The sequence below is a fragment of the Streptomyces seoulensis genome (assembly GCF_022846655.1).
In the GTDB taxonomy this organism is placed as follows: Bacteria; Actinomycetota; Actinomycetes; order Streptomycetales; family Streptomycetaceae; genus Streptomyces.
In genome coordinates this window covers 5273776-5290229 of the sequence record NZ_AP025667.1, presented here as the reverse complement: position 1 = coordinate 5290229, position 16454 = coordinate 5273776, and the positions used below count along the sequence as shown (strand labels likewise).

The 16454-nt window shown below is 73.8% G+C and carries 15 protein-coding genes and 2 riboswitches; of the genes, 9 read left to right on the top strand and 6 right to left on the bottom strand.

What is annotated here, in order from left to right:
* Genes HEK131_RS24270 through HEK131_RS24245 form a run of 6 tightly spaced genes read left to right on the top strand, consistent with a single transcriptional unit; the run spans position 1 to position 7121 of the window.
* Positions 1-1404, top strand: a complete 1404-nt coding sequence (locus HEK131_RS24270; RefSeq protein ID WP_244337012.1) for a SidA/IucD/PvdA family monooxygenase — start codon at positions 1-3, stop codon at positions 1402-1404.
* Positions 1404-2732: a glutamine synthetase family protein gene (locus tag HEK131_RS24265; RefSeq protein WP_217461759.1), complete on the top strand. Its 1329-nt coding sequence runs from the start codon at positions 1404-1406 to the stop codon at positions 2730-2732. The genes HEK131_RS24270 and HEK131_RS24265 overlap by 1 nt, the downstream gene beginning before the upstream one ends.
* A gap of 43 nt (positions 2733-2775) precedes the next feature.
* A complete protein-coding gene (locus HEK131_RS24260) occupies positions 2776-3246 on the top strand; it encodes a redoxin domain-containing protein (RefSeq protein WP_244337011.1) in 471 nt (156 codons plus the stop codon).
* Entirely contained in the window at positions 3239-4555 is a 1317-nt protein-coding gene (locus HEK131_RS24255) for an MFS transporter (protein WP_244337010.1), read from the top strand. Before HEK131_RS24260 ends, HEK131_RS24255 begins: the two co-directional genes overlap by 8 nt.
* Complete coding sequence (locus tag HEK131_RS24250) at positions 4552-5781, top strand: ATP-grasp domain-containing protein (RefSeq protein WP_244337009.1); 1230 nt, start codon at positions 4552-4554, stop codon at positions 5779-5781. Before HEK131_RS24255 ends, HEK131_RS24250 begins: the two co-directional genes overlap by 4 nt.
* Positions 5778-7121 (top strand): hypothetical protein, encoded by a 1344-nt coding sequence (locus HEK131_RS24245; protein ID WP_244337008.1) that lies wholly within the window; start codon positions 5778-5780, stop codon positions 7119-7121. The genes HEK131_RS24250 and HEK131_RS24245 overlap by 4 nt, the downstream gene beginning before the upstream one ends.
* A 105-nt stretch (positions 7122-7226) precedes the next feature.
* Here HEK131_RS24245 and HEK131_RS24240 read toward each other — a convergent pair whose 3' ends face one another.
* Positions 7227-8108: a PP2C family protein-serine/threonine phosphatase gene (locus tag HEK131_RS24240; protein WP_244337007.1), complete on the bottom strand. Its 882-nt coding sequence runs from the start codon at positions 8106-8108 to the stop codon at positions 7227-7229.
* A 298-nt stretch (positions 8109-8406) separates the two neighbouring features.
* On the opposite strand from HEK131_RS24240, the gene HEK131_RS24235 reads away from it, so the two are divergent.
* Positions 8407-9426 carry an LLM class flavin-dependent oxidoreductase gene (locus HEK131_RS24235; protein ID WP_244337006.1) on the top strand — a complete coding sequence of 340 codons (1020 nt, stop codon included), beginning with the start codon at positions 8407-8409 and terminating at the stop codon, positions 9424-9426.
* 26 nt (positions 9427-9452) lie between these two features.
* Here HEK131_RS24235 and HEK131_RS24230 read toward each other — a convergent pair whose 3' ends face one another.
* From HEK131_RS24230 to gcvT, 5 genes are all read right to left on the bottom strand, one after another.
* Complete coding sequence (locus HEK131_RS24230) at positions 9453-10076, bottom strand: flavin reductase family protein (protein ID WP_244337005.1); 624 nt, start codon at positions 10074-10076, stop codon at positions 9453-9455.
* A 29-nt stretch (positions 10077-10105) separates the two neighbouring features.
* Positions 10106-11473: an L-serine ammonia-lyase gene (locus tag HEK131_RS24225; RefSeq protein ID WP_217461749.1), complete on the bottom strand. Its 1368-nt coding sequence runs from the start codon at positions 11471-11473 to the stop codon at positions 10106-10108.
* A 104-nt stretch (positions 11474-11577) separates the two neighbouring features.
* Entirely contained in the window at positions 11578-12843 is a 1266-nt protein-coding gene (gene glyA, locus HEK131_RS24220; protein ID WP_217461748.1) for a serine hydroxymethyltransferase, read from the bottom strand.
* Between the two features lie 15 nt (positions 12844-12858).
* Positions 12859-13236 (bottom strand): glycine cleavage system protein GcvH, encoded by a 378-nt coding sequence (gene gcvH / locus HEK131_RS24215; protein ID WP_217461747.1) that lies wholly within the window; start codon positions 13234-13236, stop codon positions 12859-12861.
* Positions 13237-13356: 120 nt separating this feature from the next.
* Positions 13357-14484 (bottom strand): glycine cleavage system aminomethyltransferase GcvT, encoded by a 1128-nt coding sequence (gcvT, locus tag HEK131_RS24210; RefSeq protein ID WP_244337004.1) that lies wholly within the window; start codon positions 14482-14484, stop codon positions 13357-13359.
* Between the two features lie 62 nt (positions 14485-14546).
* Positions 14547-14654, bottom strand: a riboswitch (glycine riboswitch).
* Positions 14655-14743: riboswitch (glycine riboswitch) on the bottom strand.
* A 174-nt stretch (positions 14744-14917) separates the two neighbouring features.
* Here gcvT and HEK131_RS24205 point away from each other — a divergent pair.
* The gene (locus HEK131_RS24205; protein WP_244452133.1) at positions 14918-15592 is read left to right on the top strand and encodes an AAA family ATPase; all 675 of its coding nucleotides are present in this window, start codon (positions 14918-14920) and stop codon (positions 15590-15592) included.
* A gap of 64 nt (positions 15593-15656) precedes the next feature.
* On the top strand, positions 15657-16448 hold the full coding sequence (locus HEK131_RS24200) for an enhanced serine sensitivity protein SseB (protein ID WP_217461744.1): 792 nt from the start codon (positions 15657-15659) through the stop codon (positions 16446-16448).
* The last annotated feature ends 6 nt before the right edge of the window (positions 16449-16454 follow it).

The following is a 16454-nucleotide window of genomic DNA, read 5'->3' as shown; positions in this document are numbered from 1 at the left end:
ATGAGGGACCTCGCACCCGAGCCGCTCGCCCGGCCCGCCGACCCGGCCCGCCCGCACGGCGGTTCGGGCTCCGACCTGCCCCTGCTGGTGATCGGCGCCGGCCCCAAGGCCATCGCCCTCGCCGTCAAGGCCAAGGTGCTCCGGGAGGCCGGGCTCGACGCGCCCGAGGTGGTCGCCGTCGAACGCGACCGCACCGCAGCCCACTGGCGGGAGGGCCACGGCTGGACCAACGGCCGCCAGAGCCTGGGCACCCTGCCCGAGAAGGACCTCGGCTTCCCCTACGACGCCACCGCCTGGGGCGACCCGCACGACCCGCTCGTCTCCGAGATCGTCCGCCTCACCACCGGCTACGGCTGGGCCGGACACCTGATGAGCCGCGGCGGCTACGCCCGCTGGGTCGACCGGGGCCGCCCCCAGCCCAGCCACCGCGAATGGGCCGACTACCTCGACTGGGCCGCCCGCGAGGCCGGACTGCGCGTCGTCACCGGCGAGGTGCACAGCGCCGAGGCGGACGACGACGGCTGGACCCTCGGCCACACCGCTCCCGGCGGCCACGGCACCGTACGCGGCCGGGGCCTGCTGGTGTCCGGGCCGGGACCGTCCGGCACCGCGCTCACCGCCGACGACGACCGGGTGCTGGACACCGCCGGCTTCTGGCGGCTGGCCGTCGCCGGACTGCCCTCCGCCGTACGGCACGTGGTGGTCGTCGGCTCCGGCGAGACCGCCGGGACCGTGGTCCGCGAACTCGCCGTCGCCCAGGAGCGCGAGGTCACCGTCGTCACCCCGCGCGCCGCCCTCTACAGCCGCGGCGAGAGCCCCTTCGAGAACCGCTACTACAGCGACCCCACCGGCTGGACCGCGCTCACCGAGAGCGACCGCAGGGAGTTCATCCGGCGCACCGACCGCGCCGTCTTCTCCCTCGACGTCCAGCACGACCTGGCCCGCACCGCACGGGTGAACTGGTGCCCCGGCCGCGCCACCGGCACCCGCCCCGGCGCCCCGGTCGCACTCACCTACGAGTACGGCGGACGCCCCGGCGTGATCGAGGCCGACCTCGTGGTGGACGCCACCGGCGGGGACCCGATGTGGTTCACCGGCCTGCTCGGCCCGCGCGCCCGCGCCGCCCTCACCGCGGCAGTCGGCGGCACCCTCACCCGTGCCGCCGTGGAAGGCGCCATCGACCGTTCCCTCGCCGCGCCCGGCCTGCCCGTACCGCTGCACCTGCCCAACCTGGCGGCCCTGGCCCAGGGCCCCGGCTTCCCCAACCTCAGCTCCCTCGGCCTGCTCGCCGACCGGGTCCTGCGCGCCCACGTCCCGCCGAGGTCCCCGGCGGACCTCGCGGTGGCCTGCGCCGGAACCGGCCGGACGAGCGCGCCGGCCCCGTACTACCGAGGAGACGCGTGATGGCCACCGCCGTCCCGGCCGGGCACGAGCCCGCCGACACCGACTTCGTCCAGTTGCTCTTCACCGACATCGCCGGACGGCTGAAGTCGCTGGAGATCCCCGCCGCCCGCTGGGACGCGGTACGCGCCGACGGCTGGACCGTGGACGGCTCGGTCCTGCTCGGGTTCGGCGACCCCGACCACAGCGACCTGCGGCTCGTCCCCGACCCGGACACCTTCGTCGTCCGGCCCTGGACCACCCCGGCCGGACGCACCGTCGGCATGGTCTTCTGCGACGTGCGCGACGCCCAGGGCCGCCCCTTCGCCGCCGACCCCAGGGCCGTGCTGCGCCGCGCCGTGGAGGACTCCGAACGCCGGGGCCTGCGGCCGGTGTTCGGCGTCGAGGCCGAGTTCTACCTGCTGCGCGAGTCCGACCCCGGCACCCTGCACCCCTCCGACCGGGGCGGCTACTGGGACCTGGGCGAGGCCGAGGAGGCCGACGAGGTCTGCCGCGACATCAGCGAGGCGCTGGACCGGATGGGCCTGACCGTCACCGGCCACCACCACGAGGTGTGCCCCGGCCAGCGCGAGATCGTCTTCCTGCACGGCGACGCCCTCACCACCGCCGACCGGCTCCTGCTGCTCAAGCACACCGCCCGCGCCATGGCCCGCCGCCGGGGCCTGAGGGCCGTCTTCATGCCCAAGCCGCTCGCCCACCTCTACGGCAACGCCCTGCACGTCCACGTCTCGATGCGCGGCACCACCGACGACCGCCCCCTCTTCCACGACGCCGACGACCCGCAGGGCATGTCCGCGCTCTTCCGCGCGAGCCTCGCCGGAGTCCTGGACCACGCCCCCGCGCTCACCGCGCTCGGCAACCCCACCGTCAACTCCTACAAGCGGATGGTCCCCGCCTCCGGCACCCCGGTGCACGTCACTTGGGCCCGGCACAACCGCTCCACCGCCTTCAAGGTGGTCGGCGACCCGGCCGTACCCGACTCCACCCGGCTGGAGCTGCGCAGCCCCGACCCGGCCGCCAACCCGCACCTGCTGTTCGCCGCCGTCCTCGCCGCGTTCGCCGACGGCGCGGAACGCGGGCTGAAGCTGTCCGACGCCTGCGAGGAGCCCGCCGACACCCTCGGCGCCGCCGAACTCGCCGCCCGCGGCATCGCCCCGCTCCCCACCGACCTGCCCACCGCGCTGCGCGCCCTCGACGAGGACACCGTCGTACGCGGCGCCCTGGGCGACCTCGCCGCCACGGCCCACGACCGGCACTGCCGCGCGGACTTCAACGCCTGGCACCGCGTCGTCACCCCGTGGGAGGTGGAACGGTACGCGGATTCCGTGTGAGCATCCCCCGTCGCACCCGCGCACCCCACCACGGAGGAACCCCATGCAGCGCACCGTCACCACGCCCGAGGGTCCGGTCGGCGTGCCGTCGCCCGACCACGAGTGGACCGTCCTGTTCTTCATCACCGAGCCCGGCATCGGGGAGCGCGTGCCCGAACTGGGCGGCTGCACCACCGGTCTGTGCTCCGCCCGCGACGCGGCCGCCCGGTTCGCCCGCGCCGACGCCCGCGTACTCGGCGTCAGCGCCCACGCGCCCGGCGAGCTGGCCGGCTTCGCCGCCGAACGCGCCCTCGGCTACCCCCTGATCGGCGACAAGGACCTCTCCCTCGGCCGCGAACTCGGCGTGCCCGAGGTGCACGCCGAGGGCCGGGCCCTGTTCGAGCGCGCCGGAGTCGTCCTGGACCGCACCGGCACCGTCCGCTCCCTGATCCACCCCGTGCCCGACCCCGAGCGCCACGCCGAACTGGTCCTCGAGGAACTGGCCCGGCTCACCGGTGAGGGCGGGCATGACTGACCTGCCGTCAGGTCGCGGACCGGGCCGGATACGCGCCCTGCTGCCGGAGCGGGGAGCGCCCCGCGCGCTCGCCCTGTCCACCCTCGTGGGCCAGACCGGCAGCGGGCTCCTCCTCCCGGTCAGCGCGCTGTTCTTCACCCGCTCGGTCGGCCTCTCCGCCGCCCAGGTCGGCGTCGGCCTCGCCGTGGCCGGGCTGACCGGCCTGGCGGCGGCCGTCCCGGCGGGCCGGATCGCCGACCGCTTCGGCGCCCGCGGCACCTACGCCGCCGCCCTCGCCGGACAGGCCCTCGCCACGGCCTCGTTCGCGCTGGTCCACTCCCTGTGGGCGTTCATCGCCGTCACCTGCGTCGCCGCCGTCGCCGAACGCGGCGGCGCGGCCGCGCGGGGCGCCGTCATCAGCAGCGTCGGCGTCGGAGAGGCGCGGGTACGGCTGCGCGCCCTGCTGAAGTCCGTCACCAACGCCGGTCTGAGCATCGGCACCGCGCTCGCCGCGTTCGCCCTCGCGGCCGACACCCGCGCCGCCTATCTGACCGTCCTCCTGCTCAACGCCGGCGCCTACGCCGTCGCCGCGCTGCCCCTGCGCAAGGTGCCCCCGGTCCGCCCCGCGCCCACCGGCCCGGCCGCGCCCGCCCGCCGCACCGTCCTGCGGGACCGCCCCTACGCCCAGGTCACCCTGGTCTGCGGACTGACCAGCATCCACTACGACGTGCTGTCCCTCGCCCTGCCACTGTGGATCGCCGACCACACCAGCGCCCCCGAGTGGACCATCTCCGCCGTGGTGCTGGCCAACACGGTGCTGGTCGTCCTGCTCCAGGTGCCGTTCTCCCGGGGCACCGGGGACGTGGACACCGCCGCGCGCGTGGTCCGCCGCTCCGGCTGGGTGCTCCTCGCGGGCTGGGCCGCCATCGCCTGCGCCGTCCTCGCCTCCGCACCGCTCGCCGCGCTGGGCCTGCTGCTCGTCGGCATGACCCTGCACACGGCCGGCGAACTCTGGCAGTCCGCAGGCAGCTACGGCCTCAGCTACGAACTCGCCCCCGACGGCTCGCACGGCGAGTACCAGGGCTTCTTCTCCCTCGGCCGGGGCGTGACCGGTGTCGTCGCCCCGCTGGCGCTGACCACGCTCTGCCTCGCCCCCGGCCCCGACTGGCGCCCGGTGGGCGGCTGGCTGCTGCTGGGCGCCGTCGTCGCCCTGGTCGCCTCCGCCGCCCCGTACACCGCACGCCGGGCCCGGCCCGTCCCCGACACCCCCGGTACCCCCGCCGTCCCACGGGTCACCAAGGACCCGGCGCTCACCCAGGAATCCGTATGACCGACACCGGCCCCGCGGCCGCCCGGACCGTCCTCGTCCTGGGCGGCGGCACCCGGCTGCCCAAGGCTCTGCGCGCCCACGGCTGCCACGTCGTCTACGGCGGCACGCTCGCCGAGTTCGGCCCCGGCCACCGCGACGCCTGCGACGAGGCGCTGCTGCTGTCCGACGACGACGGCGAAGCCTGGCTCGACCGGGCCGTGGCCCTGCACAAGGCGGTCCCCTTCGACCGGGTCGTCACCGTCCGCGAACGCTTCCTGACCACCGCCGCCCGCATCCGCGACGCCCTCGGTCTTCAGGGCGACCCGCTGCGGACGGTGCTGCTGCTCAAGGACAAGGCGCTGATGCGCGAAGCCCTCGCGGACGCGCCGGGCACGCCCGCCGTCCGGGCCGCGCTGATGCGGGCGCCGCGCGACGTGGCCGCCTTCGCCGCGCGTGCCGGGCTGCCCGTCGTGCTCAAGCCGCGCGACGGCTCCGGCAGTCAGGGCATCCAGGTCCTGCGGGAGGCGGCCGACGTGGAGCGGGCCGCCCGGCTGGTCGCGGCCGTGCCGGACGCGCTGCTCGCCGAGGAGTTCCTGGACGGGCCCGAGTACAGCGTGGAGTCCTTCTCCCGCGCCGGGGAGCACGAAGTGCTGGCCGTCACCGAGAAGTTCACCGGTGACAACGCCGTGGAGATCGGCCACGTCGTCCCCGCCCGCATCGACACCGCCCGGTACGAGGCGCTGGCGGCCGCCACCCGGAGCCTGCTCGACGCGGTGGGTCTGACGGAGGGGCCCGCGCACACGGAGATCATCGTCACCCCGCGCGGACCGCGCGTCGTGGAGTCCCACAACCGCCCCGGCGGCGACGGCATCATCGACCTCGTACGCGAGGTCACGGGCGCGGACGTACGCGATCTGCTGGCCGCCCATGTGGCGGGAGCACGGCCGCCCGCGCGCAGCGGTGCCGCGGGCGCCGCCGCCACCTGGTTCCTGACCGCGCCGCCCGGCCTGGTCACGGAGGTCACCGGCTGGGAGGCGGCCGAGGCGAGCCCCGGCGTGGTGGACACCGACCCCGACGTCGCCCCCGGGGACACGGTCGCCGAACTGCGCGGCTCGGACGACCGCTGCGGCTCGGTGATCGCGACCGCGGACACCCCCGACGAGGCCCTCGCGCGCGCCCGCGCCGCCGCCGCCCTGGTCCGCATCACGACCCGGCCCGCGCCGGCCGAGGAGACGCCCGCCCCATGACGACCGCCCCGCCCACCACCCTCACCGCCCGCTACCTGGCTGGCCCCGGACGCCGCCCGCTCGCCCTCCGCGACCCGGACCCGGCGCGGCTGGACCTCGTCCACCGGGCCCTGGAGGACCGCTTCCTCACCCGGCCCGCCTTCCTCACGGCCGAGGAGGCCGGACAGCTCGAAGCCGACCTCAACGGTGTGACCGACCTGCTGTTCACACTGCCCGAGCGGCTCTTCGACGGCGACCCGCACGCCTTCGCCGCAGCGGTCGGACTGCGCCCCGAACAGTCCCGCCTGGCCCTGCGGCCCCCGGTGCCCGAGCCCGCCCGCATCGGCCGCGCCGACCTCTACCGGGACCGGTCCGGCTTCCGCATGCTGGAGTTCAACATCAGCAGCGCGCTGGGCGGCCTGCAGATCCCGGAACTGAACCGGCTCACTTTGGCCGACCCGGAACTGGCCGCGTTCGTCACGCGGGAGGACCTCGGCTTCCCCGACCCCGTCGCCGTGCTCGCGGGGCAGATGCGCCAGGCCGCGGGCCGGACCGGGGAGACCTGCAGGGTCGCCCTCATGGACTGTCCCGACGGCTACCGCGGCACCGAGCCGGAGATCACCGCGCTCGCCGGGCTGCTCGCCCCGCACGGCATCGAGGCGTACGGCTGCCACACCGGCCAGGCCCGCGAGTCGGGCGGCCGCCTCCTCGTCGACGGCCGCCCGGCCGACCTGGTGTACCGCTACTTCACCCTGGGCGAGCTGACCGCCGACGCGGCCACGCTGCGGGAGGCCGAGGCCCTGCTCGACCTGTTCGCGCGCTGCGGCGTCCCCCTGCTGTCCCCGCTGCGCACCTCCATGCACGGCAACAAGCGCGCGCTGGCCCTGCTCCGGGAGGACCGCTGCCAGGACACCCTGGACGCGGGGGAGCGGGACCTCGTACGCCGCCTGCTCCCGTGGACCCATGAACTGCGCCCCGGCACGGCGCGGATCGACGGTAAGCCGGCCGACCTGCTCGCGTACTGCCGGCGCCACCGCGAGCGCCTGGTGCTCAAGCCCGCGCACGGCCTCGGCGGCTCCGGCACCGTGCTGGGCCGCAGCGTGGACGACGCGCGGTGGGCGGCGAGCCTGGAGCGGGCGCTGGTCACCCCGCACATCGTGCAGGAACTGGTCACCCCGCTCCCGGAGCCCTTCCCCGAGGAGGGCACCGGCGAGCCCGCCCCCTGGGTGCTGAACTGGGGAGCCTTCCTCATCGGCCGCAGCTACGCGGGCGCCTTCCTGCGCGGTCTGCCCGCTGCCCGCGCCGACGTCATCTCCTACGCGGCCGGCGCCCACGCGGGCTGCGCCTTCCAGCAGCGCTAGGGCCTGTCTTCCGGATCTTGCCGCGGTCGCGGGGTCTGGCAGACCCCGCTCGGGTCGGCCGGAAGGCGCCGTAGGTCCGCGTCGGCCCGATCCGGAAGAAAGGCCCTAGCCGAGCAGGTACACCGCCACGGCCGCCGCCACCACGACGGCGGCCAGCACGAACACCGTGCGGCCCTTCCGCCCCGGGCGCGCGGGAGCGGCGGTGTCCTCCTGGAGGGGGGCGCGCGAGATGACCGGGGCGGCGTCGTCCGGGGCGTAGGCGTCGCCGTGGACGACGTCCGCGACCACGACGGACACGTTGTCGTTGCCGCCCGCGCCGAGGGCCAGCTCGACCAGCCGGTCGGCGGCGTCGTCCCGGCCGGGTATGCCGAGCGCCACGGCCAGGTCGGACTCGGCCACCAGATCGCTCAGCCCGTCCGAGCACAGCAGGAAGCGGTCGCCGGGCAGCGTCTCCAGACGGAACAGCGCGGGGCTCAGCGACTCCCCGCCCACCAGCGCCTTCGTCACCATGGACCGCTGCGGATGCGCGAGCGCCTCGGCCGCGGTGATCCGGCCGTCGTCCAGCAGGGTCTGCACCAGGGAGTCGTCACGGGTCAGCAGCACCAGCTCGCCCGCGCGCATCAGATACGTGCGGGAGTCCCCGACGTTGGCCACGACGAACTGGTCGCTGTCGGCCTCCATCAGGACCGCCGTGATGGTGGTCCCCATCCCGTCCAGCTCCGGCGAGGCGCGCACCGCCCGGGCGATGGCCAGGTTCCCGGCGAGTATCGCCTCGCGCAGCGCCTCCATGGGCTCCGCCCGCGTCCGCTCCGGTCCCAGCTCGGCCATGTGCGAGATGACGACGGAACTGGCCACCTCGCCGCCGGCATGCCCGCCCATCCCGTCCGCCACCACCAAGAGATGCGGCGCCGCGTACACGGAGTCCTCGTTGACTTCGCGGACAAGTCCCTTGTCGCTGCGGATGGTGAACTGGAGGGTCAGAGACATGTGTTCTCCTGGCTGGCGGAGCCGATCCGGCGACGACGTCTTCCACCGCGGCGGGACGGAAAAGGAGGGGGAGAAGAGACAAGGAAGAGGGCGTCCGGGCACACCACACCAGACTCACCCGAGTGTCTTCGCCCCAGGTGAGGAAGTCAAGTGAGCCCCTGTCAGGGCGAGTTGGGCCACGCCGGATCTTGAGCACGCGGCCCCCGGACCGCCGCGCCCCAGCTCTGTTTGCGGGCCGGTCGGGCCTGTGACACCTTCGCTGTGGGGGCACTCCGCACCTGATGATTGTGGCGCCGACATGACAACCTCGCGTGTTCCGCTGTCGATCCTCGATCTCGTACCCGTGGCCTCGGGCACCGACACTTCCACCGCGCTCGATCAGTCGGTGGAACTGGTCCGGCTCGCGGACGCGCTCGGTTACACCCGGTACTGGTACGCCGAGCACCACAACGTCGCCACCTTCGCGTCCTCGGCGACGTCCCTGCTCATCGGCCGGGCCGCCGAACACAGCAAGCGCATCCGGCTGGGCTCCGGCGGCGTGATGCTGCCCAACCACAGCCCGCTGATGGTCGCGGAGTACTACGGCACGCTCGCCGAGATGTACGGCGACCGCATCGACCTCGGCCTCGGCCGCGCACCGGGCACGGACCCGACGACGGCCGCCGCGCTGCGCCGGGGCGGCGCGGCCACCGACACGTTCGTCCAGGACGTCGTCGACCTGCACCGCTACCTCGGCTCCCCCGACGGCGAGGGACCCGAGGTGCGGGCCGTGCCGGGCCAGGGCACCGAGGTCCCCCTGTGGATGCTGGGGTCCAGCCTCGACGGCGCGGCCGTCGCCGCCTATCTCGGACTGCCCTACGCCTTCGCCTCCCACTTCGCCCCGCAGATGCGGCACGAGGCGCTGGAGCTGTACCGCTCGCGCTTCTCGACGGAGTTCCCCACCGCCGAGATCAGGCAGCCCTACGCCATGGTCGGCGTCAACGTCCTGGTCGCCCCCACCGACGACGAGGCGCACTACCTGTTCACCACCGCCCAGCAGCTGGCCGCAGGCATCTACACCGGTCGGCGCGGCCCGCTACGGCCCCCGGTCAGAGACCTGGGGACAGTGATCGGACCCGAGGTCGCCCGGTTCGTGGACGACTTCCAGGAGGTACGCGCGGTGGGCTCCCCGGAGACGGTCGTCACCGAGCTGGAGGCGCTGGTCGCGGACCTGAGGGCCGACGAACTCATCATCACGACCTACACCCACGACCCCGCGCACCGGGCCCGCTCGTTCTCGCTGCTCGCCGACGCCTGGGGACTCGGCCGGTCCGACTAGGCGTCACTCCGACGCGACGGCGTCGATCAGCTCCGCTCGCCCTCCTGCCAGTCCCGCCAGCGGATGCGCGGCTTGTCCAGCACCTCGCCGAGCGTCCCCCACTCGTCGCGGCCCAGCCGGGTCAGCGGGCGCAGCCGCCCGATGTCCGGGAGCCCGTCGTCCGCGAGCATCTCCTCGCTGACCACCGCGTGGACCACCCGGCCGAACACCACCGTGGAGTCGCCCAGCGTGAGCATGCTGTGCAGCACGCACTCCAGCGCCGCCGGGGAGGCCGCGACCCGCGGCGGCTTCACCCGCAGCGAGGGTTCCTGTTCGAGGCCGACCGCGTCGAACTCGCTCACCTCGGACGGGAAGTCCGTCGCGGTGTCGTTGATCTCCCGGAACAGCCCCTCCGGCGCCAGGTTGACCACGAACTCCCCGGTCTCCTCCACGTTCCGCAGCGAGTCCTTCCGCGTCACGGAGGTGAACTGCACGATCGGCGGCTCCACGCAGGAGACGGAGAAGAAGGAGTGCGGTGCGAGGTTCGGCCGGTCCGGGTGGTCCTTGGACACGGTGGAGACCCACGCGATCGGCCGGGGAACCACCACCGAGGTGAGCAGCCGGTAGAAGGCGCGGGGGCCCATGGCCGAGGGATCGAAGTCGGTGCGCATGATCCCCAGTATTCAGTGCCGCCCGGCCCCTAGCACTCGATGATGTTCACCGCGAGCCCGCCCCGCGCCGTCTCCTTGTACTTGACGCTCATGTCCGCGCCCGTCTCCTTCATGGTCTTGATGACCTTGTCGAGGGAGACCTTGTGGGAGCCGTCGCCGCGCATGGCCATCCGGGCGGCCGTGACGGCCTTCACCGAGGCCATGCCGTTGCGCTCGATGCACGGGATCTGGACGAGGCCGCCGACGGGGTCGCAGGTCAGGCCCAGGTTGTGCTCCATGCCGATCTCGGCGGCGTTCTCCACCTGCTCGGGGGAGCCGCCCAGCACCTCGGCGAGCGCGCCCGCCGCCATGGAGCAGGCGGAGCCCACCTCGCCCTGGCAGCCGACCTCGGCGCCGGAGATGGAGGCGTTCTCCTTGAAGAGCATGCCGATCGCGCCCGCGGCCAGCAGGAAGCGGACCACGCCCTCCTCGTCCGCGCCGGGCACGAAGTTCATGTAGTAGTGCAGCACCGCCGGGATGATGCCGGCCGCGCCGTTGGTGGGCGCGGTGACCACGCGGCCGCCCGCCGCGTTCTCCTCGTTCACCGCCATCGCGTACAGGGTGATCCACTCCATGGAGTGCGCGAGCGCGTTGCCCTCGGCGCGGAGCTGGCGGGCGGACATGGCGGCGCGGCGGCGCACCTTCAGGCCGCCCGGCAGGATGCCCTCGCGGGACATGCCGCGGGCCACGCACTCGCGCATCACCCGCCAGATCTCCAGCAGGCCCTCGCGGATCTCCTCCTCGGTGCGCCAGGCCCGCTCGTTCTCCAGCATCAGCGCGGAGATCGACAGACCGGTCTCCTTGGTGAGGCGCAGCAGCTCGTCACCCGTGCGGAAGGGGTACTTCAGCACCGTGTCGTCCAGCACGATCCGGTCCGCGCCGACCGCCTCCTCGTCCACGACGAAGCCGCCGCCGACCGAGTAGTACGTCTTGGTCAGCAGCTCCGCGCCCGAGGCGTCGTACGCCCACAGCGTCATGCCGTTGGCGTGGTAGGGCAGGGTCTCGCGGCGGTGCAGGACCAGGTCGTCGTCGTAGGAGAAGGCGATCTCGTGCTCGCCGAGCAGGCTGAGCCGGCCCGCCTTCCTGATCGCCTCGACCCGGTCGTCTGCGCCCTCCACGTCCACCGTGCGCGGGGAGGCGCCCTCCAGGCCGAGCAGCACCGCCTTCGGGGTGCCGTGGCCGTGGCCGGTGGCGCCGAGCGAGCCGTACAGCTCGCAGCGGACGGCGGCGACGGGGTCCAGCAGGCCCTCGTTGCGCAGACGGCGGGCGAACATGCGCGCCGCCCGCATCGGGCCGACCGTGTGGGAGCTGGACGGGCCGATGCCGATCGAGAACAGGTCGAAGACCGATACGGCCACGGTGACTCCTCAATACGAACAGGTACAAAAAGGTGGTGCGGACACAGCACGGGTGCCCCGCCCACCGGCAGTGGGCGGGGCACCCGGATGACACGTACGGGGTACTACTCGCCCAGCGTCGGATACAGCGGGTGCTTGTCCGCCAGCACCCGCACGCGGGCCGCGAGCGCCTCCGCGTCGTAGGACGGCTTCAGCGCCTCGGCGAGCACGTCCGCGACCTCGGCGAAGTCCTCGGCGGTGAAGCCGCGGGTGGCGAGGGCGGGCGTGCCGATCCTCAGGCCCGAGGTGACCATCGGCGGCCGCGGGTCGTTCGGGACGGCGTTGCGGTTGACCGTGATACCGACCTCGTGGAGGCGGTCCTCGGCCTGCTGCCCGTCGAGCTCCGACTCACGCAGGTCCACCAGGATCAGGTGCACGTCGGTGCCGCCGGAGAGCACGTTCACCCCGGCCTCGCGGGCGTCCGGCGCGGTCAGCCGCTCGGCGAGGATACGGGCACCCTCCACCGTACGACGCTGGCGCTCCTTGAAGTCCTCCGAGGCCGCGACCTTGAAGGAGACCGCCTTGGCGGCGATCACGTGCTCCAGCGGGCCGCCCTGGAAGCCGGGGAAGACCGAGGAGTTCAGCTTCTTCGCGAAGTCCTTCTTCGCCAGGATGATGCCGCCGCGGGGGCCGCCGAGCGTCTTGTGCGTGGTGGAGGTCACCACGTCCGCGTACTCGACCGGGTTCGGGTGCAGACCCGCCGCGACCAGACCGGCGAAGTGCGCCATGTCCACCCACAGGTAGGACCCGGCCTCGTCCGCGATCCGCCGGAACTCCGCGAAGTCGAGCTGACGCGGGTACGCCGACCAGCCCGCGATGATCACCTTCGGGCGGTGCTCCTTGGCCAGCCGCTCGACCTCGGCCATGTCGACCAGGCCGGTCTCCTCGTCCACGTGGTACGCGACCACGTCGAACTGCTTGCCGGAGAAGTTCAGCCGCATCCCGTGGGTGAGGTGGCCGCCGTGCGCCAGGTCGAGCCCGAGGATGGTGTCACCGGGCTGGGCCAGCGCGAACAGCGCCGCCTGGTTCGCGGAGGCGCCGGAGTGCGGCTGGACGTTCGCGTACTCGGCGCCGAACAGCTCCTTGAGCCGGTCGATGGCGATCTGCTCGGCCACGTCGACGTGCTCGCAGCCGCCGTAGTAGCGGCGGCCCGGGTAGCCCTCGGCGTACTTGTTGGTCAGGACCGAACCCTGTGCCTCCATCACCGCGAGCGGTGCGAAGTTCTCGGAGGCGATCATCTCCAGGGTCGACTGCTGGCGGCGCAGCTCGGCGTCGACCGCGGCGGCGATCTCCGGGTCCAGCTCGTGCAGGGGCGTGTTCAGGACAGTCATACGGCTACTGGCTCCTCAGCCTGCGGTGTAGGCGGTGTACTCGTCGGCGGAGAGCAGGTCGTCCGGCTGGGCGGCGACGCGCACCTTGAACAGCCAGCCGCCCTCGAAGGGCTCGGAGTTCACCAGCGACGGGTCGTCCACCACGTCCTGGTTGACCTCGGTGATCTCACCGGAGACGGGCGAGTACAGCTCGGAGACCGACTTGGTGGACTCCAGCTCGCCGCAGGACTCGCCCGCGGTGACCTCGTCGCCGACCTCGGGAAGCTGCACGAAGACCACATCGCCGAGCGCGTTGGCCGCGTGCTCGGTGATGCCGACCGTCGACGCGCCGCCCTCGGCGGCCGACAGCCACTCGTGCTCCTTGCTGTAGCTCAACTGCTGCGGGTTGCTCATGACCTGAATTCTCCTGTACGCGAGGACGTGCTCGTCGGGGGAAAAGGGCTCGAACCGCTGAAGAGCGGGTGAAATGTGCGCAGGGTCACGCCGGGAGACGGCCGGACCCGGTGCCAGTGTCTACTTGGCGCGCTTGTAGAAGGGCAGCGCCACGACCTCGTACGGCTCGTGGCTGCCCCGGATGTCCACGCCCACACCGGTGCTGCCGGGGGCGGCGTGCGCGGCGTCGACGTAGGCGATGGCCAGCGGCTTGCCGAGGGTGGGGGAGGGGGCGCCGGAGGTGACCTCGCCGATCACCGCGCCGTCCGCGACGACGGAGTATCCGGCGCGCGGCACCCGGCGGCCCTCGGCGATCAGGCCGACCAGGACGCGCGGCGGCTGCGCCTCGGCGCGCTCGGCGGCCTTCGCCAGTGCCTCGCGGCCGACGAAGTCGCCCTCCTTGCCGAACTTGACCACGCGGCCGAGACCGGCGTCGAAGGGGGTCAGCTCCGTGGTCAGCTCGTGCCCGTACAGCGGCATGCCCGCCTCCAGGCGCAGGGTGTCCCGGCAGGACAGCCCGCACGGCACCAGACCGGCGGCGGTCCCGGCCTCCAGCAGCGCCTGCCACAGCTTGGCCGCGTGCTCGGGCTTCACGAACAGCTCGAAGCCGTCCTCGCCGGTGTAGCCGGTACGGGCGATCAGCGCGGGGACGCCCGCGACGGTGCCGGGCAGCCCGGCGTAGTACTTCAGGCCGTCCAGGTCGGCGTCGGTGACCGCCTTGAGGATGCCGGGGGACTCCGGGCCCTGGACGGCGAGCAGCGCGTAGGCGTCGCGGTCGTCGCGGACCTCGGCGTCGAAGCCGGCCGCGCGCTCGGTCAGCGCGTCCAGCACGACCTGGGCGTTGGAGGCGTTGGCCACCACCATGTACTCGGCGTCGGCGAGCCGGTAGACGATCAGGTCGTCCAGGATGCCGCCGTCGGCCCGGCAGATCATGGTGTAGCGGGCACGGCCGACACCGACCGAGGCGAGGTCGCCGACGAGGGCGAAGTTCAGCAGGGCGGCCGCATCGGGGCCGGTCACCGTGATCTCACCCATGTGCGAGAGGTCGAACAGGCCGGCCCGCGTGCGCACCGCCAGGTGCTCGTCACGCTCGGAGCCGTAGCGCAGGGGCATGTCCCAGCCGGCGAAGTCGGTCATCGTCGCGCCGAGCGAGCGGTGCACGGCGTCGAGCGCGGTGCGGCGCGGGGCGGTGGAGTCGGTGCTGCTCATCGGTCGTCTCCCAGGGCGATGGGTCCCCCGCGCGGACGGAGCCGGACGCGGGCGAGGAACGTTCCTCCCCATCTGTCATCGGAACCTGAGAGGTTCGCCATGACCCGCACGGTCACGGCTTGCACCTTGGGTGGAGCCACTGCCGTCAGCGGCCCGCTTTTCAGATGTGCCTCGCCCGCGCGGTAACGGTGCCTGAGAGATTCAAGGGAGGGACTTGCTCCTTCGGCGCCCCGGATGGGGACTCTCCCGCGCGGATTCAAGCGGCCGGTATGCAGTTGGCGCGCACATCATCGCACGGCACGGCCGGGCCCTGAAGGGCCCGCCGGCTGTGACATGCCTGTAGCCGTTCGGGGACCCGACCGGCGCCCCGGCGCATTACCTTCTCTTTACATAAGTTGGGCAGGGGATGACCTGAGCCCACAGGGGGAGGACGATCACGGTGAACAGAACCACGGTGTACGCCACGACCACCGGCATCCCGGTGCCGCAGCAGCCCTCGGTGCCCGCCCACGAGCGCCGGGCCCAGTGGCCCGCGCCGGTCGTCCGCGACCTGCGCGGCCGCACCGGCGGCGGCCCCCGCACCCTGCGCTTCGGCCCCCACGACCTCGCCGTCGTCACCGGCCTGCCCGGCAGCGGCAAGTCCACCCTGATGCGCCGTACGGTGCCCGGCCACCGCGTCGACTCCCAGGACGCCCGCGACCGCTGGGCCGCCCGCCTCCCCGCCGCCCTGCCCTACGCGCTCTACCGCCCCCTGGTCCGCCTCGCCCACTACGCCGGACTGCGCCGCGCCCTCGGCACCGGCGAGGGCGTCGTCGTGCACGACTGCGGCACCCAGCCCTGGGTCCGCTCCTGGCTCGCCCGCGAGGCCCGCCGCCGGGGCGGCACCCTGCACCTGATCCTGCTCGACGTGCCGGCCGGCACCGCCCGGCAGGGCCAGCGCGAGCGCGGCCGGGGCGTCTCCCGGTACGCCTTCCGCCGTCACCGCGGCGCCACCGCCCGCCTGCTGGGCGCCGTGGAGCGCGGCGAGAGCCCCGCCGACTGCGGCTCGGTGGTCCTGCTGGACCGCGCCTCGGCGGACGGCCTGCGGCGGATCGAGTTCGCCGAGTGAGCGCGGGCAGCCGTACCGGATAGCCTTCTGCACCACAGCATGACTCCCAGCAGGCGGTAGGCACATGGACTTCCCGGCGGACCTTCCCGCGGACTTCCCGGCACAGGCACACCCCCACCCGCACGGCGGTTGGCCCGGCAACGAACTGGAGGAGGTCCTCTCCGCCTCCCTCGGCATACCCGAGGCCGGCGCCCGCCTCATCGAGGTACTGGCGCGCGGCTTCGTGTGGATACCCCTGCCCAGCGGCGGCGGCCCGCACAGCGGCCCGCTCGACCTGCCCACGGTCGACATCGACGGCCAGGTGTACGTCCCGGTCTTCTCCTCCGAGGAGCAGTTCCGCCAGTCGCCGGGCGGACACCTGCCGCACACCGTCGCGCCCGCCGTGGAGTTCGCGCGCGGTCTGCCGCCGCAGGCGGGCATGGTCATCAACCCCGGCGGCGTGGTCGGACTCCCGCTGCCCCCCGAGGCGGTGGCCGAGCTGTGCCGCTCGGGGCGCACCCCGCTGGACGGTCCGGCCACGGGCGGCCGGGTCCGGCTCTTCGAGCCCGACTGGCAGGAGGACCCGGTGGACTTCCTCGCCGCCGCCTCCGCCGAGTTCGCCGCCACCGGCGTCGTCGTCAGCGCCCGCCGCTGCCTCGCCGTCATCGAGACCGCCGACCCGGTCCTCTTCGTCGGCGTCGAACTCGCCCACTGGGAAGGCGACGTGCAGGCCCTCCCGCTGGACGCCCTCGGCAAGGCCCTCGGCCGCGCCCCCGCCCCCTGGCCCGTCAACCTGGTCCTCCTGGAAGCCGCCCAGGACCCGGTGGCCGACTGGCTGAGGAGCAACGTCCGGCCGTTCTACCAGTTCGGCAACTGAGGAACA